This window comes from Streptomyces sp. NPDC001920 (assembly GCF_053594495.1).
On the sequence record NZ_JBSFEP010000023.1, the window covers coordinates 129,634 to 153,932 of the forward strand.

Consider the following 24,299-nt stretch of genomic DNA (forward strand, 5'->3'; position numbering starts at 1 on the left):
CTCCGTCACACCTGCACCTGTACTTCGGTCACTTCGGCGTAGTCGCACGGACTTCGCGCGACGTTGACGAGTAGACGTATCGACAAGCGATTCGGCTCCATCCGATTTCCGATGACCTCCATAGCGGACCCTGCGGGCTCCAGAAAGTGACGCATGTTCACCTTCAATCTCGGGGATACCGCCGGTAACATCCCGGCCCAGCCTCGTCGGTAGGAGCTGCCATGCCACGGCGCATCCCACGCACCGCCCTCGACACACTGAGAACTCCCGGTCGGTTCCCCGGGTTCCTGAAGACGGCATCCATATGCGCGCTGATTGCCGGTCTTTTGTCGCCTCTTTCCCAAGCCGCCACCGCCGACCGGGCGGCGGCGGCCGAGGCGACGGCCGCTGTCGACCACTGCGGCAACCAGTGCTCCGACATCCTGCCGCCGGGCCAGAACGGCAACGCCACCCTCGCCCAGATCCTGCTCAACCAGGCCTTCGGCAGCATGCCCGAACACGCCTCGGACCAGCTGGGCCCGTACGCCGACCTCGCCAAGGGCCACTCCGGCCTCACCAACGCGACGATCAACACCTTCTTCAACGACGCCTCGTTCGGTGTCCCGTCCGATCAGGTGGCCTCCACCCTGAAGCCCGCCGGACGCACCGACGTCACGATCGTCCGGGACAAGAAGACCGGTGTGCCGCACATCACCGGCACCACCAGGTACGGCACCGAGTTCGGCGCCGGCTACGCGGCCGCCCAGGACCGGCTGTGGCTGATGGACGTCTTCCGCCACGTCGGACGCGGACAGTTGACCTCCTTCGCGGGCGGGGCGCCCTCCAACCAGGGCCTGGAGCAGCAGTTCTGGCGTCACGCCCCCTACACGGAGGCCGATCTCCAGGCCCAGATCGACAACGCGGTGGCCTCCAACGGTGAGCGCGGGCGGCTGGCCCTCGCCGACGCCAAGGCCTACCTCGACGGCATCAACGCCTACATCGACGCCTCCGACAGCGGCCGCTACTTCCCCGGCGAGTACGTCCTGACCGGCCACAAGGACTCCGTCACCAACGCCGGCACCATCGAGAAGTTCAAGATCACCGACCTGGTCGCGCTGGGTTCCGTCATCGGCGCGCTGTTCGGCTCCGGGGGCGGCGGCGAGGTCGACAACGCGATCTCCCTGCTGGCCGCCCAGGAGAAGTACGGCGTGGTCGAGGGCACCAGGCTCTGGGAGTCCTTCCGCGAGCGCAACGACCCCGAGGCGGTCGTCACCGTCCACGACAAGAGCTTCCCGTACGCCACCAAGCCCGCCGACCCCCAGGGCGACGCCCTGCCCGACGCCGGCTCGGTGACCGAGGAAGAGCTCGTGTACGACCGTACGGGCAGCGCGGCCGGCTCCGCCGCGGCCGGTGCCTCGGCCACGGCGGCCGAGGCGGCCATGACCTCCGCCAAGCGGGGCATGTCCAACGCCCTCGTGGTCAGCGGCGAACACACCGCCAGCGGCCACCCCGTGGCCGTCTTCGGCCCGCAGACCGGCTACTTCGCCCCTCAGCTCCTGCTGCTCCAGGAGGTCCAGGGCCCGGGCATCAGCGCCCGCGGCGCCTCCTTCGCCGGTCTGAGCATGTACGTCGAACTGGGCCGCGGCCAGGACTACTCGTGGAGCGCCACGACCTCCGGCCAGGACATCATCGACACCTACGCCGTCGAGCTGTGCCAGGACGACCACCACTACCTGTACCGCGGTACCTGCACCGCGATGGAGAAGATCGAGCAGAAGAACGCCTGGAAGCCGACGACCGCCGACGGCACGCCCGCGGGCTCGTACACGATGCGGGTCTGGCGCACGAAGTACGGCCCCGTCACGCACCGCGCGACCGTCGGCGGCAAGAAGGTCGCCTACACCACCCTGCGCTCGTCGTTCATGCACGAGGCCGACTCGATCATCGGCTTCCAGATGCTGAACGACCCGGACCACGTCAAGGGCCCGGAGGACTTCCAGAAGGCGGTGCAGCACATCAACTACACCTTCAACTGGTTCTACGTGGACTCCGAGCACACCGCCTACTACAACAGCGGCGACAACCCGGTCCGGGCGACCGGCGTCGACGCGGAGTTCCCGGTGTGGGCGCGGCCGGCGTACGAGTGGCGCGGCTGGGACGCGACGACGAACACGGCGCAGTACACGCCGCCGTCCGAGCACCCCGGCTCCATCGACCAGGACTACTACATCTCCTGGAACAACAAGCAGGCCAAGGACTACACGACCGCTCCCTGGGGCGACGGCTCGGTGCACCGCGGCAACCTGCTGGAGAACCGGGTGCGCAAGCTGGTCGCCGCGGGCGGCGTGACCCGGGCCTCGCTGGTGAAGGCGATGGCCGACGCGGGCCTGGCCGACCTGCGGGCCGAGGACGTCCTGCCGGATCTGCTGAAGGTCGTCACCGCTTCCCCGGTGACCGACCCCACGGCCGCGGCCGCGGTGAGCAAGCTCCGGGCGTGGCTCACCGCGGGCGCCAAGCGCACCGAGACGTCGGCCGGTTCGAGGAAGTACGCCGACGCCGACGCGATCCGCATCCTCGACGCGTGGTGGCCCCTGCTGGTCAAGGCCGAGTTCGAACCGGGCCTCGGCAGCGCGCTGTACAAGGCCATGACCGCCAACCTGCCCATCGACGAGGCCCCCTCGGCCGGCCACGGCCCGACCGGCTCGCACGCCGGGAGCTCCTTCCAGTACGGCTGGTGGAGCTACGTCGACAAGGACATCCGGGCCGTCCTCGGTGAGTCGGTGCGTGGTCCGCTCGACCGGAAGTACTGCGGCGGCGGCAGCCTCGGTGCCTGCCGGGACATCCTGATCAGCACCCTGAAGGAGGCCGCCGGCAGGACCGCGGCCCAGGTCTATCCCGGTGACGACCAGTGCGCGGCGGGCGACCAGTGGTGCGCCGACTCGATCGTCCAGCGCACCCTGGGCGGCATCAAGCACGGCCGGATCAGCTGGCAGAACAGGCCGACGTACCAGCAGGTCGTGGAGTTCACGTCACATCGGTGACACTCAGGGGCCGGCGGCGGGCCGTACGACACGGCCCGCCGCCAGCACCAGCTGTGCCAGCTCGCGGTGCACGATGTCGCTGTGCGCTCCCGCCGGCGGACCGCCGCGTCTGACCACCGCCGCCGCGTCCACGTTCACGCACCCCGACGCCGGCAGCGGCTCCCGCAGCGCGGCGGCCAGCGTGAGCGACCGCGTCCCCGGCACCGCCCGCACCCCGCCGTGTCCCATCGCCCCCCACTTGTCGCCCAGCACCCGGCCGATGTCCCACGCCGCGATCCCGCGCGCGTCGCCCGCCATCCGGGCGGCCAGCGGATACATCGTGGACAGGGCCGAGTCGTGCCGTGAGTGACAGCACACCAGCGGTCCGTCGACGCGCTTGTGCTGGCCCTCCAGCAGCCCGCCCGCCCGCGGGTCGTGCGGCAGCCGGGACGCGAACGCGTAGTGCGAGAAGGCGCCTTGGAGCAGCGTGACCGACTTCACCGTGCGCACACCCTTCGGCAGCCCGCGCAACGCGAACGACACCAGCCGCGCACCGAAGCTGTGCCCCACGAGATGCACCCGGGTCCCGGGCGCCCGCACCGCCAGTCGCCCGATGACCGGGCCGAGCCCGCGCTCACCGACGGTCCCCGCGCGCCGCTTCATGGCGTAGTACGTCGCCTGCCGCAGCAACTCGTGCGCACCCTCCCACGGGTTCGGCAGTGAGAAGGAGGCCGGGCCGCGGGCCGCTCCCTGCGGCGCTTCCAGATGCGCCAGCGCCCGCGCGAACTCCTCGCACACCGCCGCCACCGAGCCCGAGAGCATGTCCGGCAGACCCTGCGGCACGCCCTCCGTGAGTGTGTCCGCCGCGAACAGTGCCTGCGGCCCCGGCGGCACGACCTCCACCAGCATGCGCACCAGCCGCCCGAACTCCTCCAACTCGGCCTCCTCGCGCGGCTGCTGGTCGAGCAGCCGGGCGATCCGGTCGATCACGGTGGCCCGCCCGGGGAAGCTCTCCAGCAGCCCGTGCCGCGTGTCCTTGTCGAGCACCGGCCGACGCGGCATCTCGGCCGCCACCGCCCGCGGAAAGTCCGGGATCGGCTCGTCCGAGAACCGCATCGAGGGCCAGACCACGCCGACGTACCCGATCCCCGCCGCCGGAGCGAGCCGGGGGATCGGCGCGAAGAAGCGGTCGTAGAGCCTGGTCGCCCCCGAGCGGTCGCTGTTCCAGCCGTGCGCGAAGACGATCAGCTCACGCACAGGGTGCTGAGCCACCCCGGCGAGCAGCCGGTCCCGCCTCCCGGCGTCCGGGTCCCCGTCCGCGTCGAAGGTCAGCTCCCAGTACGGGCTCACGCTCACCGCCGGTCTGCCCATCACAGGCCCCCTTGTCCCCCGTAGCGACGTGGTACGGGCGCATCGTCCTGCCGGCAGACCGAATTGGCCATACGTCGTCACTCATCAAGGGCGTGTCTCAAGGGCGCTCATTTGTACAGCAGGTACTCCCCGCGCATCCGCCGGAACGCCGCCAGCTCCTGCTGCCAGCCCGCCACCACCTCGTCGGTGTTCGCACCGGCGTCGATCATCGTGCGGACCCGGGCGGATCCGGTGAGCTTGTCGATCCAGTTGTCGGATCGCCAACCGAAGCCGCCGAAGCACTCCTTGGCGGTCACCAGCAGGGCGACGCCGGTGCGGACGGGGTCGTACGCGGCCCGGTCGTGCACATGGATCTGCACGCCGCCCACGGTCCTGCCCTGGAACTTCGAGAACGTGGGCGTGAAGTACGCCTCCCTGAAGCGCACGCCGGGCAGTTCGAGCCGGTTGGCCGCGGCGGCCCAGCGGCCGTCGACGCCCTCCGCGCCGAGCAGTTCGAACGGCCGGGTCGTCCCGCGCCCCTCCGACAGGTTCGTGCCCTCGAAGAGGCAGGTCCCCGAGTACACCAGCGCGGTCTCCGGCGTCGGCATGTTCGGGCTCGGCGGCACCCAGGGCAGACCCGAGGCGTCGTAGAAGTCGGACCGCCGCCACAGCGACATCCGCACCGTCTCCAGCGGTACCGGAGCGGCCAGGAACTCCCCGTTGAACAGCCGGGCCAGTTCCGCGACCGTCATGCCGTGCGCCTGCGAGACGGGCTGGCGGCCGACGAAGGTCGCGAACTCCTTGTGCAGCACGGGTCCTTGGGCCGAGCGCCCGGTGACCGGGTTCGGCCGGTCCAGCACCACGAAGCGCTTGCCCGCCAGCTGGGCCGCCTCCATGCAGTCGTAGAGCGTCCAGATGTAGGTGTAGAAGCGTGCGCCCACGTCCTGGATGTCGAAGACGACGGTGTCCACGCCGGAGGCGGTGAAGATGTCGGCCAGGGGGCGGCCGCTCTTGAGGTAGGTGTCGTAGACCGGGAGGCCGGTCGCGGGGTCGTCGTAGCGGCCTTCGGAGCCGCCGGCCTGGGCGGTTCCCCGGAAGCCGTGCTCGGGGCCGAAGACGGCGACGAGGTTCACCCGGTCGTCGGCGTGCATGACGTCGACGATGTGGCGGGCGTCGCGGGTGATGCCGGTGGGGTTGGTGACGATGCCGACGCGTTCGCCGCTGAGCCGGGCGTAGCCGTCCGCGGCCAGGTTCTCGAAGCCGGTGCGCAGTCGCCTGCCGCGCTCCGCCGCGGCTGCCGGGGCCGTCGTGGTGAGGGAAGCTGCTGCCGTTGTCGCTGCGAGGAGGGCTCGTCTGGAGAGGCGCATGGGGGGCACCGTATTGCTCCGGTGGGTTGTGGGGAAGGTGTCGGTGAGCCGTCCCGGGTCGGCTTCCCCTGCCCTTCCTCAGACACATACCGACCGGTTAGTCTGACGATGTAGTCGAGCCGCGCAGTCGAAGGAGACCGATGGTGGAAGCCGTTCAGGGTGCCGGAGTGGTCGTTACCGGGGCTGGGGGTGGCATCGGTGCGGCCCTCGCCCGCCGCTTCGCCGCCGAAGGAGCTCGTGTCGTCGTCAACGACCTGGACGCCGGGAAGGCCGAGGAGGTCGCCGCGGAGATCGGCGGCGTCGCGGTCCCGGGCGACGCCTCCGCCGTCGTCGCGGAGGCCCGGGACGCGCTCGGCGGCACCGTCGACGTCTACTGCGCCAACGCAGGCGTCGCCTTCGCCGGTGAGGGTCCCGGAGAGCCACTGGACGAGAAGGCGTGGGAAACGTCCTGGGACGTCAATGTCATGGCCCACGTACGGGCCGCCAACGCCCTGCTCCCGGCCTGGCTGGAGCGCGGCAGCGGACGGTTCGTCTCCACCGTCTCCGCCGCCGGGCTGCTCACCATGATCGGGGCCGCCCCCTACGCCGTCACCAAGCACGGGGCGTACGCCTTCGCCGAGTATCTGTCGCTGACCTACCGGCACCGGGGGATCAAGGTCCACGCCATCTGCCCGCAGGGTGTGCGCACCGACATGCTGAACGCCACCGGCAGCGCGGGTGACCTGGTGCTCAAGCCCACCGCCATCGCACCGCAGGACGTGGCGGACGCGCTGTTCAAGGGGATGGAGGAGGACCGCTTCCTGATCCTGCCGCACCCCGAGGTCGCCGGCTTCTACACGGCGCGGGCCGCCGAGACCGACCGCTGGCTGGCCGGTATGAACCACATCCAGCAGAAGTGGGAGGAGACCAGGTGACCGAGTCCCGGTACGCGGCCAAGCCCTGGCTGGCCCTGCTCAACGAAGCCCAGCGTGCCCCCGTCCACCCCGCCGACTCCCTCGTGCACGCCCTGCGCCGGGCCGTCGCCGGGACCCCGGAGCGCCCCTTCCTCGCCTACTTCGACGGCCGCCTGAGCTACCGCGAGGTCGACGAGCTCAGCGACTCCGTCGCCGGCCACCTCGCCGCCCGCGGACTGGAGCGCGGCGACCGTGTGGCGATCCTGCTGCAGAACTCCCCGCACTTCGTGATCGCCCTGCTCGGCGCCTGGAAGGCGGGGGCGACCGTCGTGCCCGTCAATCCGATGTACAAGTCCGGGGAGGTCACCCACGTCCTGCGGGACGGCGAGGCGGCCGCACTGGTCTGCTCCGACCGGGCCTGGGAGTCGTACCTGCGCGAGACGGCGGCCGAGACGCCGGTGCGGATCGTGCTCACCGCCTGCGAGCTGGACTTCCAGACGCGCGACGACGCGCGCGTGCTGGACTTCGAGCGCCTGCCGCAGGCCCCGGACGCCGACGACCTGACGACGGTCGCCCGCGCCGGGCACAAAGCACCCGACGGCCGTGACCTCGGACCCGCCGACATCGCGCTGATCAGCTACACGTCGGGCACCAGCGGCGCTCCTAAGGGCGCCACCAACACGCACGGCAACATCATGTACAACGCCGAGCGGCAGCGGACCGGCATGGACCTGCCCGACCCGCCCGTCTACTTCGCGCTGGCCCCCCTGTTCCACATCACCGGGATGGTCGTCCAGCTCGGCGCCTGCCTCGACAGCGCCGGCACGCTGGTACTGGCCTACCGATTCGAGGCGGGTGTCGTGCTGGACGCGTTCGCCGAGCACGGGCCGCACTACACCGTCGGCCCCTCGACCGCCTTCATGGCGCTGGCCGCCCACCCGGCCGTCACCCGCGACCACTTCGCCTCCTTCCGGATGATCTCCTCCGGCGGCGCCCCGCTGCCGCCCGCCCTGGTGGAGAAGTTCCGGGCCGGCTTCGGACCGTACATCCGCAACGGCTACGGCCTCACCGAGTGCACCGCCCCTTGCGCCTCCGTCCCGCCCGGTCTGGAGGCCCCCGTCGACCCGGTGTCCGGCACCCTCGCCGTGGGCCTGCCGGGTCCCGAGACCGTCGTACGGATCGTCGACGACCTCGGCCAGGAGGTGCCGTTCGGTGAGCACGGCGAGATCCTCGTACGCGGCCCGCAGGTCGTGCCCGGCTACTGGCGGCGCCCCGACGCCACCGCCGAGACCTTCCCGGACGGCGAGCTGCGCACCGGCGACATCGGGTTCATGGACGAGCAGGGCTGGCTGTACGTCGTCGACCGCAAGAAGGACATGATCAACGCGTCCGGCTTCAAGGTGTGGCCGCGCGAGGTCGAGGACGTGCTCTACACCCACCCGGCGGTACGCGAGGCGGCCGTCGTCGGGGTGCCCGACGGGTACCGCGGGGAAACCGTCAAGGCGTACATCAGTCTCCGTCCGGGTGCGGAAACGGACCCGGACGCACTCGCCGCGTACTGCAAGGAGAGACTGGCCGCCTACAAGTATCCGCGTCAGGTGGAGATCCTGCCCGACTTGCCCAAGACGGCAAGTGGGAAAATCCTCCGTCGGGAACTTCGTTCCCGGGACAACGACGCTTAGACAGCACGAAGACCTCGCGAAAGGCAGGTGGCGGCACAGTGGCCAGGACGACGGACGGAGACGGTACGCCCGTCCCGCAGCGGCTGCTCGCCGCCGCCACCCGGCTCTTCGCCGAGCAGGGCTACGACCGCACCTCGGTGCAGGAGATCGTGGAGGCGGCCGGCGTCACCAAGGGGGCGCTGTACCACTACTTCGGCTCCAAGGACGACCTCCTGCACGAGGTGTACGCGCGCGTGCTGCGTGTCCAGCAGGAGCGCCTCGACGCGTTCGCGGAGTCCGACGAGCCCATCGAGAAGCGACTGCGGGGAGCCGCCGCCGACGTCGTCGTCACGACGATCGAGAACCTCGACGACGCGATGATCTTCTTCCGCTCCATGCACCACCTGAGCCCGGAGAAGAACAAGCAGGTGCGCGCCGAGCGCCGGCGCTACCACGAGCGCTTCCGTGCGCTCATCGAGGAGGGACAGGAGTCGGGCGTCTTCTCCAAGGCGACTCCGGCCGACCTGGTGGTGGACTACCACTTCGGCTCGGTCCACCACCTGTCGACCTGGTACCGGCCCGACGGCCCGATGAGCCCCCAGCAGGTCGCCGACCACCTCGCGGACCTGTTGCTGCGCGCACTGCGGCCCTGACCGCCGTATCGAGGTCATGTGCAAGGGGCGACCGCCCATGGCGGTCGCCCCTTGCACATGACCCCTACAGGTACTTCTTCAACTCCCGTCGCGCCAGCGACCGCTGGTGCACCTCGTCGGGCCCGTCGGCGATCATCAGGGTCCGCGCCCCGGCGTACAGCTCGGCCAGCGGGAAGTCCTGGCTGACACCACCGGCACCATGCAGCTGGATCGCCCGGTCGATGATGTCCACGACCGCGCGAGGCGTGGCGATCTTGATCGACTGGATCTCGGTGTGAGCGCCCCGGTTGCCCACGGTGTCCATCAGCCAGGCCGTCTTCAGCACCAGCAGCCGCAACTGCTCGACCGTCACCCGCGCGTCGGCGATCCAGTTGTGCACCACGCCCTGCTGGGCCAGCGCCTTGCCGAAGGCCGTACGGGACACGGCCCGCTTGCACATCAGCTCGATCGCACGCTCCGCCATGCCGATCAGCCGCATGCAGTGGTGGATACGGCCCGGACCTAGCCGGGCCTGGGCGATGGCGAAACCGCCGCCCTCCTCGCCGATCAGGTTGGACACCGGCACCCGCGCGTGATCGAAGATCACCTCGGCGTGGCCGCCGTGGTAGTGGTCCTCGTAACCGAAGACCTGCATCGCCCGCGTGACCGTGACCCCGGGGGTGTCACGGGGGACCAGGACCATGGACTGCTGACGCCGGATGTCCTCGCCGTCCGGGTCGGTCTTGCCCATCACGATGAAGATCTTGCAGTCCGGGTTCATCGCCCCGGAGATGTACCACTTGCGGCCGGTGATGACGTACTCGTCGCCGTCCCGCTCGATGTGCGTGGTGATGTTGGTGGCGTCCGAGGACGCCACGTCCGGCTCGGTCATCGCGAACGCCGAGCGGATCTCACCGGCCAGCAGCGGCTCCAGCCACTGCTTCTTCTGCCGCTCGTCGCCGAACTGGGTCAGCACCTCCATGTTCCCGGTGTCGGGCGCCGCGCAGTTCGTCGCGGTGGGCGCGAGCTGCGGGGAGCGGCCGGTGATCTCGGCGAGCGGGGCGTACTGGAGGTTGGTGAGGCCGGCGCCGTGCTCGGCGTCGGGGAGGAAGAGGTTCCACAGGCCCTGCCTGCGTGCCTCCGCCTTCAGCTCCTCGACCACGGCCGGGGTGTCCCACGGGGAGGCCAGTGCTGCCCGCTGCTCCTCGGCCACCGCCTCGGCCGGATGGACGTACTCGTCCATGAAGGCCAGCAGTCTGCCGCGCAGCTCCTCGGTGCGTGCGTCGAACGCGAAGTCCATGTGTGCTCAGCCTTCCTGAAGAGTGGTCAGACCGTGCTGGATGAAGACCGGGACCAGGTCACCGATGCGGTCGAAGCCCTGGCCGACCGTCTGGCCCAGCGTGTAGCGGTAGTGGATGCCCTCCAGGATCACGGCGAGCTTGAACCAGGCGAACGCCGTGTACCAGGAGACCGCGGTGACGTCGCGGCCCGAACGTGCGGCGTACCGCTCGATCAGTTCGGCCGGGTCCGGGTGGCCCGCGGCCTCGGCGGTGGTGGAGACGGGGGAGTCCGCCGCACCCAGCGGCATGCTGTACATCACGAGCAGACCCAGGTCGGTGAGCGGGTCGCCGAGCGTGGACATCTCCCAGTCGAGGATCGCCTTGATCCTGTCGTCCTCGCCGATCAGAACGTTGTCGAGGCGGTAGTCGCCGTGGATCACCGTCGCCGCGGGAGAGGCCGGCAGACGGCGGCCGAGCGTCGCGTGCAGCTCGTCGATGCCGGCCAGCTCGCGGTTGCGGGAGGCGTCCAGCTGCTTGCCCCAGCGGCGCAGCTGCCGGTCCAGGAAGCCCTCGGGGCGGCCGAAGTCCGCCAGCCCCACCGACGCCGGGTCCACCGCGTGCAGTTCGACGAGGGTGTCCACCAGCGCCAGCACCGCGCCGCGGGTGCGCTCCGGGCCGAGCGGGGCCAGCTGGTCGGCGGTGCGGTAGGGGGTGCCCTCGACGAACTCCATGACGTAGAACGGCGCCCCGAGCACCTCCTCGTCCTCGCACAGCAGTACCGGCCGCGGCACGGGCACGTCCGTCGGGTGCAGCGCGCTGATCACGCGGTGCTCCCGCTTCATGTCGTGCGCCGTGGCGAGGACATGGCCGAGCGGAGGTCGCCGTACGACCCACTTCGACGTGCCGTCGCCGACCGCGTAGGTGAGGTTCGAGCGTCCGCCCTCGATCAGCCGACCGGTCAGCGGGCCCTGCGCCAGACCGGGCCGCTCGCGATCGAGCAGGCCGCGCAGCCGGTCGAGGTCGAGTCCGGGCGGATGGTCGGGGCTCATCATCGCTCCTAAAGGGAGGTGAACGGGACCTCACTCATGATGCCGACCAGTCGGTATGTAGTCCAGTGCGGGAGCGGAACGTGATCGGGGCCACGATATGCCGACAGCTCCCCGCGTGAGGCGCCGGGGAGCTGCCGGGGGTGCCTTCTCGGCCAGTCGCGCCGAGTCCGACGAGGTCTCGGGCCGAGGGCCCGGTGGGTTCAGTGGTCGTCCCAGTGCCCGTCGTGGGCGGCGTGCCGGTGGCCCTCGTGGAGGTAGTCGACGTGGTCGCCGTGCAGGACGCTCTCGTGCCCGCACTCGGCGCCGTGCTGATGGGTGTGGCCCTCGTGGGCGACGTGCCCGTCCGACTCGCACTCGTCCCAGTGGCCGCCGTGCTCGCGGTGCAGGTGGCCGTCGTGCGCGTAGTCGGTGTGGTCGCCGTGCGGCACCGCGGTGTGGCCGCAGTCGGGGCCGTGGGCGTGGGTGTGGGAGGGGTGTTCCAGGTGCTGCGTGGTCATGGTGCTCACCTTCGAAGGTGCGGGTGATGACGTCGGACAGGCTGCCACGCGAACGGTGCATATCGGGCTATTCGGCTTGCGTGGCGCCCTGCCGCCCCGGAAGGTCGGACTCATGAAGGGGATCAGCTACTCACGCTACGGCGGGCCCGAGGTGCTCGCGTACGGCGACGTGCGCGACCCGAGGGTCGGGCCCGACTCCGTACTGGTCAAGGTGCGCGCGGCGGCCGTCAACCCCGTCGACTGGAAGTGCCGCGAGGGCTATATGGACGGGCTGCTCGAACCGCTCTTCCCGGTGGTCCCGGGCTGGGACGTCTCGGGGGTCGTGGTCCAGCCGGGTGTCTCCGTCACGGAGTTCGGCGTCGGCGACGAGGTCATCGGGTACGTCCGCGAGGATCTCCTGTCGCACGGCACCTTCGCCGAGTACGTCGCGGCCCCACTGCGCGCCCTCGCGCGCAAGCCCCGCAACCTCACCTGGGAGCAGGCGGCGGGGCTGCCGCTGGTGGGCCTGACGGCATACCAGGTACTGGTCAAGGTCCTCCAGGTCCGGCGCGGAGAGACCGTCCTCGTGCACGCCGCGGCCGGCGGGGTGGGCTCGATGGCCGTCCAGCTCGCCCGCCACCTGGGCGCACGGGTCATCGGCACGGCGAGTGCGCACAACCACGACTTCGTACGCGACCTCGGTGGCGAGCCGGTCGAGTACGGCGACGGTCTGGTCGAGCGGGTGCGAGGGCTGGCGCCCGAGGGGGTGAGCGCGGTGTTCGACACGGTGGGCGGCGACTCGCTGAACGACTCGGCCAACCTGCTGGCCCCCGAGGGCCGCCTGGTGTCGATCGCCGACCCCGACGTGTTCGACTACGGGGGCCGCTACTACTTCGTCCGGCCGGACGCCGAGGACCTGCTGCAGCTGACCGAGCTGGCGGAACAGGGGGTGGTGTCGGTGCACGTCTCGCAGACGTTCCCGCTGGAGCGGGCAGCGGACGCCCACCGGCTCAGTCAGAAGGGCCGTACCCGGGGCAAGATCGTGGTGACCGTGGAGTGGGAGGCGCAGGAGGGGGCGGCGCCGGAGGGGCTGTGGCAGGGAGCGGAGTAGGGGGTGCGGTCGTTTTCGCCGGTCGTTCCGCCGTTCGCCGGTGCTCGCGGGGGGCGTGGTCCCGCCCTCAGAAGAGCAGGGCGGCGGCACACACCGCGAGAGCGACGGTGAGCAGGGCCGAGGCCGTGGCGTGCCGGGGGGAGAGCGCCGCGGGCTCGGCCGACGTGGCGAGGGCACGAATGCGACGGTGCGCCAGGCCCAGGAAGCCCAGCCACAGCGCGAAGCACAGGGCGCAGCCGACCGTCCCGGCCACCGAGACACCGTCGTGCAGCGCGGCCCTCATGGCCAGCACGGCGGCCACGGTGCCGGAGAGCGTCGTACGGCGCCACGCGAGCCGGGTCCGTTCGGGCTGCAGTCCCGGGTCCCGCACGGGTTCCGCCGGAGCGTCGGGGCTCACCCCTCCCACCCGACGAGCACGACGACGACCATGGCGACGGCCACGACCGCGACCACGAGGCTGAGCACCGCCGGGAAGCGCGACACCGGCAGGTCCTCGCCCCGGCGCATCGCCCGCTCGCAGCGCACCCAGTGATTGACCGCGCGCAGCGAGCACAGCACGCCGGCCGCGAGCAGCGCGAGCGCCAGCCCGACCCGCCAGCCCCAGCGCAGGTCCGGCAGGAACTGGTCCACCGCGAAACCGCCGCCGATGAGCGCCAGCGCGGTACGCAGCCAGGCCAGGAAGGTGCGCTCGTTCGCCAGTGAGAACCGGTAGTCGGGGGTGCCGCCCTCCTGTCGGACCAGCTGCGGTTCGAACCACAGGCGGACGTTTCGTACGAACTCGATCACACGCACGACCCTATCCGGGCGCCTGTCAGGGGGCGTGGTCGGCGCCGGTCGTCCGGTGGGCCCTGAGCCGCTCGTACGCCGCCAGCCCGTCCGGCACCCACGCCCACTCGCCCAGCCGCCGCTCCACCTCGGCCTCGGGGAGGAAGTCGTGCCAGGCGACCTCCTCGACCTGCGGATTCACGGGCAGCTCGCAGCGCACCTCGTACACCGCCGACCACCATGTCTGCCCGGCGCCGTCGTCGTACAGGAACTTGAACAGGTACGAGGGCCGGGGCAGACCGCTGACACCGAGTTCCTCCTCGGCCTCGCGCAGCGCGGCGTCGTCGTACGACTCGCCCGCGCCGACGACGCCGCCGACGAACATGTCGTACCGCGAGGGGAACACCAGCTTGGTCGGGGTGCGGCGATGCACGAAGAGACGGCCCTGCGCGTCGCGGGCCTCGATGAAGACACAGCGGTGCCGCAGGCCCCGGGCGTAGGCCTCGCCGCGCGGGGACCGGCCGATGACCCGGTCGTGTTCGTCGACGATGTCGAGGATCTCGTCAGCAGAGCTCATGGAGTCATCCAAGCAGGGCGGCGCTTCGCGGGGAGGGGAGGTGGGCCGCCCTCGGTCGACCGGTTGACCGGTGACCGATTGTTCCGCTTGTGCCGGTTGTTGACCAGCGCCGGCGGGCCGGGCTGTACCGGCCGTACCCGCGGTCGGGGTGCGCGGGCCGTGTCCGCCGCCAGCTGTCGGGACACGGCCGGCGTCGGTCGGTGCGCGCCGCTGCCCGGACCCGGTGGGGCGTGCACTCCGGCCGCCCGCCCGCCCGCCCGGCACGGGCGAGCCCGCTGCTCCGCGGGGCGTCCGCGTCGGTGTGCGGTCAGCGGGCCGGGACGGCTGCCGGTGCCGTGCGCGGGGCCGGCTGTACCGCGGCGCACGGCATCGCCGGGTGCATGCCGAGCAGGATGATGCCCACCACGATGCCGGCGAGCCCGGCGGACTCCCATGCCAGCGCGCCCGGGTCGGCGCGCAGCCGGTCGCCGAGGAAACCGACGCCGCAGAGGATGCCGGCCAGCGGCTGGGCCGCGGTGAGGGCGGGCAGGGACATGCGCAGGGACGCCGTCTCGAACGCGCTCTGCACGAGCACCAGGCCGGTGAGGCCGAGCGCCACGACGGCGTACGGCTGCCAGCCGGTCAGCACATGTGCCAGGCCGCCCTCGGCGAAACGCTGCCCGGTCACCCGCGTCAGCGCGTCCTGCACGCCGTACAGCAGACCCGCGGCCGTCGCCAGCAGCGCGGGGCCGGAGCCGAGCCGGGAACGCTTGGCGTACGCCGTCAGCAGCAGGGCCGCGCCGACCATGACGCCGATGATCAGCCACTGGCGGAAGGGGCCGTCGGGCGCCGCCCCGCCGTGCGGCCGGCCGGCGACGATGAACGCCGTCACCCCGCCCGCGAGCAGCGCGAGGCCCGCCCAGCCCTGGCGGCCGAGGGGCTGCTTGCTCTGGCGGCGCGAGAGCGCGAGCGCGAACAGCAGGTTCGTCGCCAGCAACGGCTCGACGAGAGAGATCTCGCCCTGGCCCAGCGCCATCGCGCCGAGCGCCATTCCGACCACCATGAGTCCGATGCCGCCCAGCCAGCGCGGCACCTTCATCAGGTCGAGCAGGATCCGCGGCGACAGGAAGTCCTTCAGTGGAGCCTGCTGGGCCGCGTTCTGCTGCAGTACGAAGCCGAAGCCCAGGCAGCATGCGGCGCCGACGGCGAGTATCAGGATCTGGAGCGACACGCTGCGTACCTCGATCATCCTGCCGGGCGGACGGGGATGCGGAGGGGCCGACCGTAGCGGCCCCGAACCCGGCATGCGCGTCCTGCCATCCTGCGGTGCGGTTCTACGGCCGCGCCATGACGTACGCCACACACTTTGAACAAATCCGGCATAGCGGTCACCCCTATTGTCACAACTGCCCCATGGTTAACAGCGGTTGACGCGTGTAACGCGCCGGTCGCCCTTGACGTGAAGTGTTGGCTGCGGCTTTGCTGTCCGTGATCGCTCGATGACAGTCCACACTCGCCCCCCGACAGAACCCACCACGGTGCCCCCACCTCCGCCACCCCTCGGCCGCGGTCGTAAGCGCGCGGCGCACGCCTTCGACGCGGCCCTCGACGACGCCGAGCTCGCCGATGCCCGCACCGCGCTCGCCCAGGGCCGATGGCAGACGGTCCGTTCGCTGCTCGCCCGGACCGGCGACGACTGGGACCGCAGGGGGCACCGCGTCACCGTCCTCGCCCAGGAGTCGTACTGCGCCCCCTGGGCCCGCGACTGGCTGCTCGCCGAGCCGGACTCCGCCGACGCCGCCGTCCTGCTGGCCCTCGCCCAGGTGCAGCGCGCCCTGCGCCGCAAGGAGAAACCGGTACGCGCCCGCGAGTCCTGCCAGGCCGCAGCCGCGCTCGCGCCCGACGACCCCACCCCCTGGCTCGGTCTGCTGATGCTGGAGTGCGCCCTGGGCGCCGAGGCGGAGGTGCGCCGCCTCTTCGCCGAGGTCCGAGCGCGGTACGCCGACCACCACCACGCCCACCACCTGCTGGTGGCCCGGCTCGCCGAGCACCGCTCCGGCGCCGGCGCAGACCCCCTCCACGAGGTCTACGACTTCGCCAACGAGGCCGCCGAGCGGGCACCCGCGGACTCCCCGCTCGCGATCCTCCCGGTCATCGCCCACGCCGAGCGCTACCGCGTCCTCGCGGCGGCGGGACACGAGCCCCCGGACGCGAGCGCCTCCGCGCACTGGACCGGCCGCCGGGCCCGGCAGGTGATGCGGGCCGCGTTCGACTGGTGGCTGGAGTGGGAGCAGGAAGGCCACCCCCGCCGCCTGATCGACCTGAACTACCTCGCCCACGCCAAGGTCTGCGAGGGCCGGGGCGCAGAGGCGGCCGCCCTGTTCCACCGCATCGGCCGGTACGCCACCCCCTCGCCCTGGTCCTACCCGGACCGCGATCCGTACCCCGCCTTCCGCGCCGCACGCGACACCGCGCTCGGCACGGCGTAACCCCCTCCGACCGCAGTCGACCCAAGGACGGTCCCCGATGACCACGGGCAGTTCCAGCACGAGCAGAGCCGCCGCAGGCAGTGACGGCATCAGTACGTTCAAGGGGCAGGACCGCGCCCTGCGCGCCGACCGGCTGGGCACGACGGGCCTGCTCCTGTCCGTGCTCGCCGCGACGGCCCCCCTGATGGTCGTCGCGGGTGTCATGCCCACGACTTTCGGGGTGATGGGTGTCCTCGGACAGCCGCTGCTCTTCGTGATCCTCGGCCTCGTCCTCGCCCTCTTCAGCGTCGGGTACGCCGAGATGAGCCGCCACGTCCACAACGCCGGCGCCTTCTACGCCTACATCTCCCGCGGCCTCGGCGGCACGGCCGGCGCAGGCGCCGCGATGGTCGCGCTCGTCGCCTACAACGCCCTCCAGGTCGGCATCTACGGCATCTTCGGCTTCGAGGTCTCGGGGCTGTTCGCCACCTACCTCGACACCGAGGTCGCCTGGTGGATACCGGCGCTGCTGGCGGTGCTCCTGGTCGGCGGCCTCGGCTGGCTGAAGATCGACCTCAACGCGCGCGTGCTCGGCGTGCTGCTGCTCATCGAGGTCGCCCTAGTGGTCGTCTTCGACGTCGCCGCGATCGCCGACCCCGCCGAGGAGGGCCTGTCGCTGCACGCCTTCAACCCCGACACACTCACCGGCGCCGGCATCGGCACCGCCCTGTGCTTCTGCGTCGCCGCCTTCCTCGGCTTCGAGCAGGCCCCCGTCTACGCCGAGGAGACCAGCCGCCCGCACGTCCTCGTCCCTCGCGTGATGTTCCTGGCCATCGGGGGCATCGCCGTCTTCTACACGATCAGCTGCTGGGCGTACACCGTCGCCGCCGGCCCCTCGTCGATCACGGGCACCGCGCAGGAGCAGAGCGCCGGGCTGCTGTTCTTCCTCACCGAGGACCTGCTAGGAACCGGCTTCACCGACGTCCTGCACGTGCTGTTCGTGACCGGCATGTTCGCGGCGATGCTCAGCTTCCACAACGTCGTCGCCCGCTACGCCTTCGCCATGGGCCGCGAGGGCCTGCTGCCCGGCGCCTTCGGCCGCACCAGCGGCGCGAGCGGCGCCCCCGGCACCGGCTCCCTGCTCCAGACCGCCGTCTCCCTCCTGGTCGTCAGCGCCTTCGCGCTCACCGACGACGGGCCCACCGGAGACCCGACGGCGCCGGTCCTGCACCTGTTCACCTGGATGGGCAGCCTCGGTGCGCTGGGCGTCGCCGCCCTGATGGCCGCCGCCTCGGTCTCGGTGATCGTCTTCTTCGTACGCCGCGGTGCCGCCGCCGCCCAGTTCTGGCGGTTGGCCGCCTCCGGGCTCGCCCTCCTCGCCCTGCTCCTCATCGTCGTGTGGACCGTCAAGGACTTCGACGTCCTCATCGGGGCCGGCCCTGGCTCGTCCCTGAGCTGGGCCCTGCCCGCCGTCATCGCCCTCGCCCTGGCCGCCGGCCTCGCCCAGGGCCTGCTGCTGCGCTCCCGCGCCCCCGAGAAACACGCCCGTATCGGGCTCGGCAACGAGGCGTTCCAGCTGGAGAAGGCGGCCCAGGAGACCCCGTAGCCGGCCGAGCGACTCCCGGTCCGTCAGAGGTCTTACGGAACGCTGACGAGCACCCGCGACTCCTGGTCCCACCCGGGTCGCGGGTGTTCGAATGGACCCGTGAACCCCGAACAGCCCGAAGCCTTCGAAGCGAAGGGCGAGGAGAGGGGCAGGCCCATCGGCCGGCGCGTCCTCCTCGGCACTCTCGGCCTGGGCGCCCTGGGCGTGGTCACCGCGCCCACCCTGCAACGCGGCCTCGAGTCCTTCCTCGCGAACGCGTCCGACAAGGACCCCACCGGCCTGACCGGCCTGCTGCCCAACGGCGGCGGCTTCCGCTACTACTCGGTCGCCGCCTCCGTGCCCCGCAAGGACGATCGCACCTACCGCCTCACCGTCGACGGCCTGGTCGACCGCCCCCGCACCTACACCCTGGCCGACCTGCGTGCCCTGCCGCAGACCCGGCTGGTGCGCGACGTCCAGTGCGTGACCGGCTGGCGCGTGCCCGAGACACCGTTCGAAGGGGTGCGCCTGTCCCGGCTCCTGGACGCCGCGGGAGTGCGCCAGGGGGCCGGGGCCGTGCGCTTCACCTGCTTCGACGGCACGTACTCCGAGAGCCTCACCCTCGACCAGGTCCGCCGCGCCGACGTCCTGGTCGCCCTGCGCATGCAGGACAAGGACCTCAGCCACGCCCACGGCGGCCCGGCCCGCCTCTACGTGGCGCCCATGTACTTCTACAAGTCCGCCAAGTGGCTCTCCGGCATCACCGTCACCAAGCACGTGAAGCCCGGCTACTGGGAGGAACGGGGCTACGACGTCGACGCCTGGGTCGGCCGCTCGAACGGACGCGACGATGAGCCTACGAGCTGACGCGCCCCCCGGCCCCGTGCGCGTCCGGCGCTTCAGCCGGGCCGAGCGCTGGGTGCACCGGACGACGGCCGCGCTGATGGGCGTGTGCGTGGTGACCGCCGCCTGTCTGTACGTGCCGCAGCTCGCCGAGCTGGTCGGCCGCCGCGAGCTGGTGGTCCGCATCCACGAGTGGGCCGGCCTCGCCCTTCCGGTGCCCGTTCTGGCCGGGCTCGCCTCCCGCGCGTTCCGCGCCGACCTGGGGTCCCTCAACCGGTTCGGCCCGTACGACCGGCACTGGCTGCGCGCCGCGGTCCGCCGAGACAGGCGGCCCGCCTCCAGGCCGGCGGGCAAGTTCAACGCCGGGCAGAAGGTCTACGCGGCCTGGATCGCCGGCGCGACGCTGGTGATGCTCGGCACCGGCCTCATGATGTGGTTCACCCGTCTCACGCCCTTGGTGTGGCGTACCAGCGCGACCTTCGTCCACGACTGGCTGGCCCTCACCATCGGCATCGTCCTCGCGGGCCACATCGGTATGGCCCTGGGCGACCCGGAGGCCCGCCGGGGCATGCGGACGGGATCAGTCAGCAAGGAGTGGGCGGAACGGGAACATCCGCTCTGGCGGCCGTGAGGCGGCGGGCGCGACGTCCGGCACCGCACTCAGCAACGACGCCGTCTCACCGGGCGCGTCCGTGCCCGCGCCCGGCTCCTGCACCACCTCGGGGACGGTGACGGTGAACGCGGCCGGCAGGCGGACCTCGGTGCCGGCGTGCCGCACGGCGACATCGGCCGGGCCCGCCTGCAGCGCCGTCGGCACGACGACCGAGAGCACCAGGCGGTCACCCGACTGCGACTTCATGACCGGCGTTCCGGGCACCTCCAGCCCGCCGACGCTCACGCTCGCGGCACCCAGCAGCTCGGCGTGGTCGACGTAGGTGTCCGCCAGCTCGACCGCGACGGTCTCACCCGGCCGGACCTCGCCGTCGCCGCCCGTCTCCACCGAGGCGATCCGGTAGCCGCAGGCGGGCGGGGCGTCAGCCGGCGTCGCGAGCCGCACCCGGGCGTCGGGATGACGCCGGTGGAAGTCCAGCAGCCCGCCCAGCACCGCGTACGCGGCACGCCCCTTGCACGTGTCGACGAGCCCGGCGAGAGCCGCGTGCTCCGCGGTCACCGTCTCCCAGTCGCCGCCTTCGCCCTGCACCGCCAGGCAGGCGGTGGCCAGTGCGCGCAGCAACCGCCACTCCCCGTCCACCGGCTGACGGGGGATCACGCCGAGCGCGGACTCGCACTGGCCGGGGGCGCGGAGCCGGTCGTACATGCCGGCGGGGTCGGCGATGCCGTCGGAGTCGGGCGAAACGGGCCCGGGCGGAAGCCACGGCGGGGCCTGAAGCGCGACGGTGGCACTGCTGCTCGGGGACGGGGCGGGCGCGGCGCTCGGCCTCGTGCCGGCCGCGCCGCCGGGGCGCGCGCCCGGCGTGTCGACGGGTGCGGGGGCGCCCAACTGCCCGTTGGGCGACGGCCGCACGGGCGGCACCGTACCGTGGGCGGCGCCGGTGGGCAGCCCCCGAGGGTCACCGGAGGGCCCCGCGGTCACGATCGTGCCTTTGCCGCCCCGCCCGTCCGCCCTGCCGTCCCCGTCAGTGGTGAAGGCCGCGGCGGCCACCGCCACCGCTCCGACGACGAGCAGCCCCGAGATACGCATCCCGAGGGAAACCGCCATGACGCCCCCCGATGTCCGTGCCCCCGACGGCAGCGGCAGCCCCCGGGAGTCACCTCATCATCGGTCCGACGACGCCCGCGCGGAAGCCGGTTCCTCTGATCGTCCGTGTGAGTTCGGTCGCCGTGCACCGCGCATTGCGGACCCGCACGACCCGAGCGCCCACGGGGTCAAGGCCGTTGCCCCCAGCGGTCCGTGGCCTCGGCCCGCGAAGTCCAGCAGCGCCTCGCGGTCGACCTGGACGCCGTACGGCCCCCAGCCCGCGCCCACGCCCCTGGTGAGCGTCTTTCAGCTGCGGGATGCGGTGCCCGTCGGATTCGGTGGACTCGGGGAGCGGCGCGCAGAGTTGCATGCCCGCGCCGTCGACCAGGATGTCGGGCCGGCCCTCCCGTTCCTCGACCGTCGGCGCGAGCCCGGCGGCGGCCCCGGTGAGCCGCTCGCCGTCCCGTCCCTCGGGCACCACCGTGCGGCCGGCCTCCGCGAGCCCCGGCTGGAGCCCGTGACCAGGGCCGTGCGGCGGCTGATGCCGAACCGGGGACGACTCGTTCCCCGGTCCCGGCCTCGTGGCCCTAGATGATCAGCGACAGCAGCAGGACCACACCACCGGCGACCACCGAGATGATCGTCTCCATGACGGACCAGGTCTTGATGTTCTGGCCGACGCTGAGGCCGAAGTACTCCTTCACCATCCAGAACCCGGCGTCGTTGACATGGCTGAAGAACAGCGAGCCGGCACCGATCGCCAGGACCAGCAGGGCCGCGTGGGTCGTCGACATGTCGGCCGCGAGCGGGGCGACCAGACCGGCCGCGGAGACCGTGGCCACCGTCGCCGAACCCGTCGCCAGCCGGATCGCCACCGCGATCAGCCAGGCCAGCAGCAGTGCGGGGATCGACCAGTCCTCGGAGATGTCGAGGACCATCCGGCCGACGCCCGTGTCGATCAGCGTCTGCTTGAAGCCGCCGCCCGCGCCGACGATCAGCAGGATGCCCGCGATCGGCGCGAGGCTCTTCTCGACCAGCGGCGAGACGCGCTCCTTGCTGAAGCCCGCGGGCTTGAGCAGGGTGAAGATGCCGACGAGCACCGAGACGAGCAGGGCGATCAGCGGGGATCCGATGACGTCGAAGACCCGCTGGACGGTGTTCTCGGGGTCGTCGATCACGATGTCGACCAGCGCCTTGGAGAGCATCAGGACGACCGGGAGCAGGATCGTGCCCAGCGTCGCCCCGAAACCGGGCCGCTTCTCCAGGTCCTCGGAGGCACGCTGCGGGACCATCCGCTCCGGGGCCGGGACGTCCACCCACCGCGCCGCGTACCGGGAGAACACCGGCCCGGCGATGATCACCGTCGGTATCGCGACGAGGACGCCGAGCGCCAGGGTGACGCCCAGGTTCGCGCCGACCGCGTCGATCGCGACCAGCGGGCCGGGGTGCGGCGGCACCAGGCCGTGCATCACGGACAGTCCGGCGAGGGCCGGGATGCCGATGCGCATCAGCGAGTAGTTGCCGCGCTTGGCGACCATCAGCACCACGGGGATCAGCAGGACGACGCCGACCTCGAAGAACAGCGGCAGGCCGATCACGGAGGCGATCAGCACCATCGCCCACGGCATCGAACGGCCGCCGGCCCTGGTGAGGATCGTGTCGACGATCTGGTCGGCGCCCCCGGAGTCGGCGAGCATCTTGCCGAGGATCGCGCCGAGGGCGATCAGCACGCCGACGCCGGCGACGGTGGTGCCGAGCCCGGTGGTGAAGCTGGCGATGACCTTGTCCAGCGGCGCCCCGGCGATGGCGCCGAGGGCCAGCGAGCCGAGGGTCAGCGACAGGAACGCGTGGAGCTTGAACCGGGTGATGAGCAGGACGATGACGGCGATGCCCGCCAGGACGGCGATGCCCAGTTGAGCGTGGCCGGCCGAGGTGATGGGCTCGACGGTGTCCGCTGCCAGCATCTCGACGCTGAGTCTGGTCACGGGGGTTCCCTTGCAGTACGGGGACGGGGGAGAAGGCAGTCAGGCCGCAGAGGGCCTCGGGGATCGGGCCGAGAGGCCCTCGGGTCGGGCCGCAGGGGGCCCGCAGGGAGTCAGGGCCGCAGGGCCCCTCAGGGAGTCGGCTCGGGAAGCGCCGTCAGGGCCGTCGCGGCCCGTCGGGTGATCTCCTCGGGGCTGCCCACCACGTCCACCGCGACGCCCGCCTCGTCCGGCCCCAGAGGCTGGAGGGTCGCGAACTGGGAGTCGAGCAGTGCCGTGGGCATGAAGTGCCCCTGCCGATGCGACATCCGGTCCTCGATGAGCGCGCGATCGCCCGTGAGATGCAGGAAGACGACCCCGGGCGCGGCGGCCCTGAGCCGGTCCCGGTACGACCGCTTCAGCGCCGAGCAGCTGACCACCCCGCCGAGCCCCGCCCGCCCGTTCGCCCAGGCGCCGATGGCGTCGAGCCAGGGCCACCTGTCCGCGTCGTCGAGCGGGGTGCCGGCCGACATCTTGTCGATGTTGGCCCGGGGATGGAAGTCGTCGCCCTCGGCGTAGGGGACGCCGAGCCGGGCGGCGAGCAGCCGACCGATGGTGGTCTTGCCGGTGCCCGCTACGCCCATGACCACGACGACATGGGGGGAGTTCATCGCTGCCTCACTGTCCGCTGTCTTCGTCGACACGTGATGTCGACGCAACTGAAACCCATAGGTACGACGAATTCAAGGCTCTGTGATGAATAAGTCTGACTTTTTGAGTGGGTGATCCGCCGCGTACGCTGAGTGCATGAGCACACCGGGCCGGGGGCTGCACGGCCACGTACTGGACACCCTCGGCCCCGCCATCACCGCGGGCGAGTACCCGCCGGGCAGCGTCCTGCGCACGGACGAACTGGCCCAGCGCTTCGACGTCTCCCGCTCGGTGATGCGCGAGGCGGTCCGTGTCCTGGAGTCCATGCACCTGGTCGAGTCCCGCCGCCGCGTGGGCGTGACGGTGCGCCCGGAGTCCGAGTGGAACGTCTACGACCCCCAGGTCATCCGCTGGCGCCTGGCCGGCGCGGACCGGCCCCGGCAGCTGCGCTCACTCACCGTGCTGCGCTCGGCGGTCGAGCCGGTGGCGGCGGGACTGGCCGCCAAGTACGCCACCGCGGACCAGTGCGCCGAACTCACCGAGTGCGCCCTCGGCATGGTCGCCCACTCACGCGGCCGGCAGCTGGAGGGCTACCTCGTCCACGACATCGCCTTCCACCGCGTCATCCTCAGCGCCTCGGGCAACGAGATGTTCGCGCGCCTCGCAGACGTCGTCGCCGAGGTCCTCGCGGGCCGCACCCACCACGAGGTCATGTTCGAGGACCCCGACCCGGCCGCGGTGACCCTGCACGTCCAGGTCGCGGAGGCGGTCCGCGCGGGCGACGCGGCGCGCGCGGAACACCTGACCCGCGAGATCACGTTCGGCGCCCTCCAGGAACTGGACATCCTGGCGCCGTAGCGCTAGGTCGTGTCCGCAAAGTCCCGTCGTCCGCCCGGAGGGCGGGCCCCGCGGCGTATGGTGCGTGCTCTCGGCGTGCCGGGCGGAAGCCCTCG

General features: G+C 71.9%; 22 protein-coding genes. 10 read left to right on the forward strand and 12 right to left on the reverse strand.

What is annotated here, in order from left to right; genetic code table 11:
• Positions 1-221 precede the first annotated feature (221 nt).
• Complete coding sequence (locus tag ACWCPI_RS32495) at positions 222-3,020, forward strand: penicillin acylase family protein (RefSeq protein WP_451041531.1); 2,799 nt, start codon at positions 222-224, stop codon at positions 3,018-3,020.
• Positions 3,021-3,023: 3 nt separating this feature from the next.
• On the opposite strand, the gene ACWCPI_RS32500 is transcribed toward ACWCPI_RS32495, so the two are convergent.
• Positions 3,024-4,370, reverse strand: a complete 1,347-nt coding sequence (locus ACWCPI_RS32500; RefSeq protein ID WP_451041532.1) for a serine-threonine protein kinase — start codon at positions 4,368-4,370, stop codon at positions 3,024-3,026.
• Between the two features lie 107 nt (positions 4,371-4,477).
• Positions 4,478-5,716 carry an exo-beta-N-acetylmuramidase NamZ family protein gene (locus tag ACWCPI_RS32505; RefSeq protein ID WP_451041533.1) on the reverse strand — a complete coding sequence of 413 codons (1,239 nt, stop codon included), beginning with the start codon at positions 5,714-5,716 and terminating at the stop codon, positions 4,478-4,480.
• Positions 5,717-5,856: 140 nt separating this feature from the next.
• On the opposite strand from ACWCPI_RS32505, the gene ACWCPI_RS32510 reads away from it, so the two are divergent.
• From ACWCPI_RS32510 to ACWCPI_RS32520, 3 genes are read left to right on the forward strand one after another with little or no spacing between them, the layout of a single operon-like run.
• Positions 5,857-6,630, forward strand: a complete 774-nt coding sequence (locus tag ACWCPI_RS32510) for an SDR family oxidoreductase (protein WP_451041534.1) — start codon at positions 5,857-5,859, stop codon at positions 6,628-6,630.
• A complete protein-coding gene (locus ACWCPI_RS32515; RefSeq protein ID WP_451041535.1) occupies positions 6,627-8,291 on the forward strand; it encodes a class I adenylate-forming enzyme family protein in 1,665 nt (554 codons plus the stop codon). Before ACWCPI_RS32510 ends, ACWCPI_RS32515 begins: the two co-directional genes overlap by 4 nt.
• 38 nt (positions 8,292-8,329) lie before the next feature.
• Positions 8,330-8,923, forward strand: coding sequence for a TetR/AcrR family transcriptional regulator (locus ACWCPI_RS32520; protein ID WP_388806746.1), 594 nt, complete (start codon positions 8,330-8,332; stop codon positions 8,921-8,923).
• Between the two features lie 64 nt (positions 8,924-8,987).
• Here the strand turns inward: ACWCPI_RS32520 and ACWCPI_RS32525 are convergent, their stop codons facing one another.
• The 3 genes from ACWCPI_RS32525 to ACWCPI_RS32535 all read right to left on the reverse strand — a co-directional run bounded on the left by ACWCPI_RS32525 (position 8,988) and on the right by ACWCPI_RS32535 (position 11,728).
• Entirely contained in the window at positions 8,988-10,202 is a 1,215-nt protein-coding gene (locus tag ACWCPI_RS32525; protein WP_451041536.1) for an acyl-CoA dehydrogenase family protein, read from the reverse strand.
• Positions 10,203-10,208: 6 nt separating this feature from the next.
• Positions 10,209-11,231: a phosphotransferase family protein gene (locus tag ACWCPI_RS32530; RefSeq protein WP_451041537.1), complete on the reverse strand. Its 1,023-nt coding sequence runs from the start codon at positions 11,229-11,231 to the stop codon at positions 10,209-10,211.
• Between the two features lie 200 nt (positions 11,232-11,431).
• Positions 11,432-11,728 (reverse strand): hypothetical protein, encoded by a 297-nt coding sequence (locus tag ACWCPI_RS32535; RefSeq protein WP_019757251.1) that lies wholly within the window; start codon positions 11,726-11,728, stop codon positions 11,432-11,434.
• 112 nt (positions 11,729-11,840) lie between these two features.
• Between ACWCPI_RS32535 and ACWCPI_RS32540 the strand changes: the two genes are divergently transcribed.
• Positions 11,841-12,818, forward strand: a complete 978-nt coding sequence (locus tag ACWCPI_RS32540) for an NADP-dependent oxidoreductase (protein ID WP_451041538.1) — start codon at positions 11,841-11,843, stop codon at positions 12,816-12,818.
• A 67-nt stretch (positions 12,819-12,885) separates the two neighbouring features.
• Here the strand turns inward: ACWCPI_RS32540 and ACWCPI_RS32545 are convergent, their stop codons facing one another.
• The 4 genes from ACWCPI_RS32545 to ACWCPI_RS32560 all read right to left on the reverse strand — a co-directional run bounded on the left by ACWCPI_RS32545 (position 12,886) and on the right by ACWCPI_RS32560 (position 15,370).
• Positions 12,886-13,215: a DUF202 domain-containing protein gene (locus ACWCPI_RS32545; RefSeq protein ID WP_451041539.1), complete on the reverse strand. Its 330-nt coding sequence runs from the start codon at positions 13,213-13,215 to the stop codon at positions 12,886-12,888.
• Positions 13,212-13,604: a YidH family protein gene (locus ACWCPI_RS32550; RefSeq protein ID WP_451041540.1), complete on the reverse strand. Its 393-nt coding sequence runs from the start codon at positions 13,602-13,604 to the stop codon at positions 13,212-13,214. Before ACWCPI_RS32550 ends, ACWCPI_RS32545 begins: the two co-directional genes overlap by 4 nt.
• A gap of 25 nt (positions 13,605-13,629) precedes the next feature.
• Positions 13,630-14,160: an NUDIX hydrolase gene (locus ACWCPI_RS32555; RefSeq protein ID WP_451041541.1), complete on the reverse strand. Its 531-nt coding sequence runs from the start codon at positions 14,158-14,160 to the stop codon at positions 13,630-13,632.
• A gap of 307 nt (positions 14,161-14,467) precedes the next feature.
• The gene (locus ACWCPI_RS32560; protein WP_451041542.1) at positions 14,468-15,370 is read right to left on the reverse strand and encodes a DMT family transporter; all 903 of its coding nucleotides are present in this window, start codon (positions 15,368-15,370) and stop codon (positions 14,468-14,470) included.
• A gap of 307 nt (positions 15,371-15,677) precedes the next feature.
• Between ACWCPI_RS32560 and ACWCPI_RS32565 the strand changes: the two genes are divergently transcribed.
• The 4 genes from ACWCPI_RS32565 (at position 15,678) to ACWCPI_RS32580 (ending at position 19,666) form a co-directional block, all read left to right on the forward strand.
• On the forward strand, positions 15,678-16,628 hold the full coding sequence (locus ACWCPI_RS32565; protein ID WP_451041543.1) for a hypothetical protein: 951 nt from the start codon (positions 15,678-15,680) through the stop codon (positions 16,626-16,628).
• A gap of 37 nt (positions 16,629-16,665) precedes the next feature.
• Complete coding sequence (locus ACWCPI_RS32570; protein ID WP_451041544.1) at positions 16,666-18,213, forward strand: APC family permease; 1,548 nt, start codon at positions 16,666-16,668, stop codon at positions 18,211-18,213.
• 99 nt (positions 18,214-18,312) lie between these two features.
• The gene (locus tag ACWCPI_RS32575; protein ID WP_451041545.1) at positions 18,313-19,059 is read left to right on the forward strand and encodes a molybdopterin-dependent oxidoreductase; all 747 of its coding nucleotides are present in this window, start codon (positions 18,313-18,315) and stop codon (positions 19,057-19,059) included.
• On the forward strand, positions 19,043-19,666 hold the full coding sequence (locus tag ACWCPI_RS32580) for a cytochrome b/b6 domain-containing protein (protein ID WP_451041546.1): 624 nt from the start codon (positions 19,043-19,045) through the stop codon (positions 19,664-19,666). The genes ACWCPI_RS32575 and ACWCPI_RS32580 overlap by 17 nt, the downstream gene beginning before the upstream one ends.
• Here the strand turns inward: ACWCPI_RS32580 and ACWCPI_RS32585 are convergent.
• The 3 genes from ACWCPI_RS32585 to ACWCPI_RS32595 form a co-directional block, all read right to left on the reverse strand.
• Positions 19,616-20,755 carry a hypothetical protein gene (locus ACWCPI_RS32585; RefSeq protein WP_451041547.1) on the reverse strand — a complete coding sequence of 380 codons (1,140 nt, stop codon included), beginning with the start codon at positions 20,753-20,755 and terminating at the stop codon, positions 19,616-19,618. The genes ACWCPI_RS32580 and ACWCPI_RS32585 overlap by 51 nt on opposite strands.
• Before the next feature lie 566 nt (positions 20,756-21,321).
• Entirely contained in the window at positions 21,322-22,719 is a 1,398-nt protein-coding gene (locus tag ACWCPI_RS32590; RefSeq protein ID WP_451041548.1) for a GntP family permease, read from the reverse strand.
• A gap of 128 nt (positions 22,720-22,847) precedes the next feature.
• A complete protein-coding gene (locus ACWCPI_RS32595; protein WP_451041549.1) occupies positions 22,848-23,366 on the reverse strand; it encodes a gluconokinase in 519 nt (172 codons plus the stop codon).
• A 136-nt stretch (positions 23,367-23,502) separates the two neighbouring features.
• Here ACWCPI_RS32595 and ACWCPI_RS32600 point away from each other — a divergent pair, with 136 nt between their 5' ends.
• Entirely contained in the window at positions 23,503-24,204 is a 702-nt protein-coding gene (locus ACWCPI_RS32600) for a FadR/GntR family transcriptional regulator (protein ID WP_451041550.1), read from the forward strand.
• Positions 24,205-24,299 lie beyond the last annotated feature (95 nt).

Coding starts and splice junctions, on each gene's coding strand:
- ACWCPI_RS32495 (WP_451041531.1), top strand. CDS start 222: ATGCCACGGCGCATCCCACGCACCGCCCTCGACACACTGAGAACTCCC.
- ACWCPI_RS32500 (WP_451041532.1), bottom strand. CDS start 4,370: ATGGGCAGACCGGCGGTGAGCGTGAGCCCGTACTGGGAGCTGACCTTC.
- ACWCPI_RS32505 (WP_451041533.1), bottom strand. CDS start 5,716: ATGCGCCTCTCCAGACGAGCCCTCCTCGCAGCGACAACGGCAGCAGCT.
- ACWCPI_RS32510 (WP_451041534.1), top strand. CDS start 5,857: ATGGTGGAAGCCGTTCAGGGTGCCGGAGTGGTCGTTACCGGGGCTGGG.
- ACWCPI_RS32525 (WP_451041536.1), bottom strand. CDS start 10,202: ATGGACTTCGCGTTCGACGCACGCACCGAGGAGCTGCGCGGCAGACTG.
- ACWCPI_RS32530 (WP_451041537.1), bottom strand. CDS start 11,231: ATGAGCCCCGACCATCCGCCCGGACTCGACCTCGACCGGCTGCGCGGC.
- ACWCPI_RS32535 (WP_019757251.1), bottom strand. CDS start 11,728: ATGACCACGCAGCACCTGGAACACCCCTCCCACACCCACGCCCACGGC.
- ACWCPI_RS32540 (WP_451041538.1), top strand. CDS start 11,841: ATGAAGGGGATCAGCTACTCACGCTACGGCGGGCCCGAGGTGCTCGCG.
- ACWCPI_RS32555 (WP_451041541.1), bottom strand. CDS start 14,160: ATGAGCTCTGCTGACGAGATCCTCGACATCGTCGACGAACACGACCGG.
- ACWCPI_RS32570 (WP_451041544.1), top strand. CDS start 16,666: ATGACCACGGGCAGTTCCAGCACGAGCAGAGCCGCCGCAGGCAGTGAC.
- ACWCPI_RS32580 (WP_451041546.1), top strand. CDS start 19,043: ATGAGCCTACGAGCTGACGCGCCCCCCGGCCCCGTGCGCGTCCGGCGC.
- ACWCPI_RS32585 (WP_451041547.1), bottom strand. CDS start 20,755: ATGGCGGTTTCCCTCGGGATGCGTATCTCGGGGCTGCTCGTCGTCGGA.
- ACWCPI_RS32595 (WP_451041549.1), bottom strand. CDS start 23,366: ATGAACTCCCCCCATGTCGTCGTGGTCATGGGCGTAGCGGGCACCGGC.
- ACWCPI_RS32600 (WP_451041550.1), top strand. CDS start 23,503: ATGAGCACACCGGGCCGGGGGCTGCACGGCCACGTACTGGACACCCTC.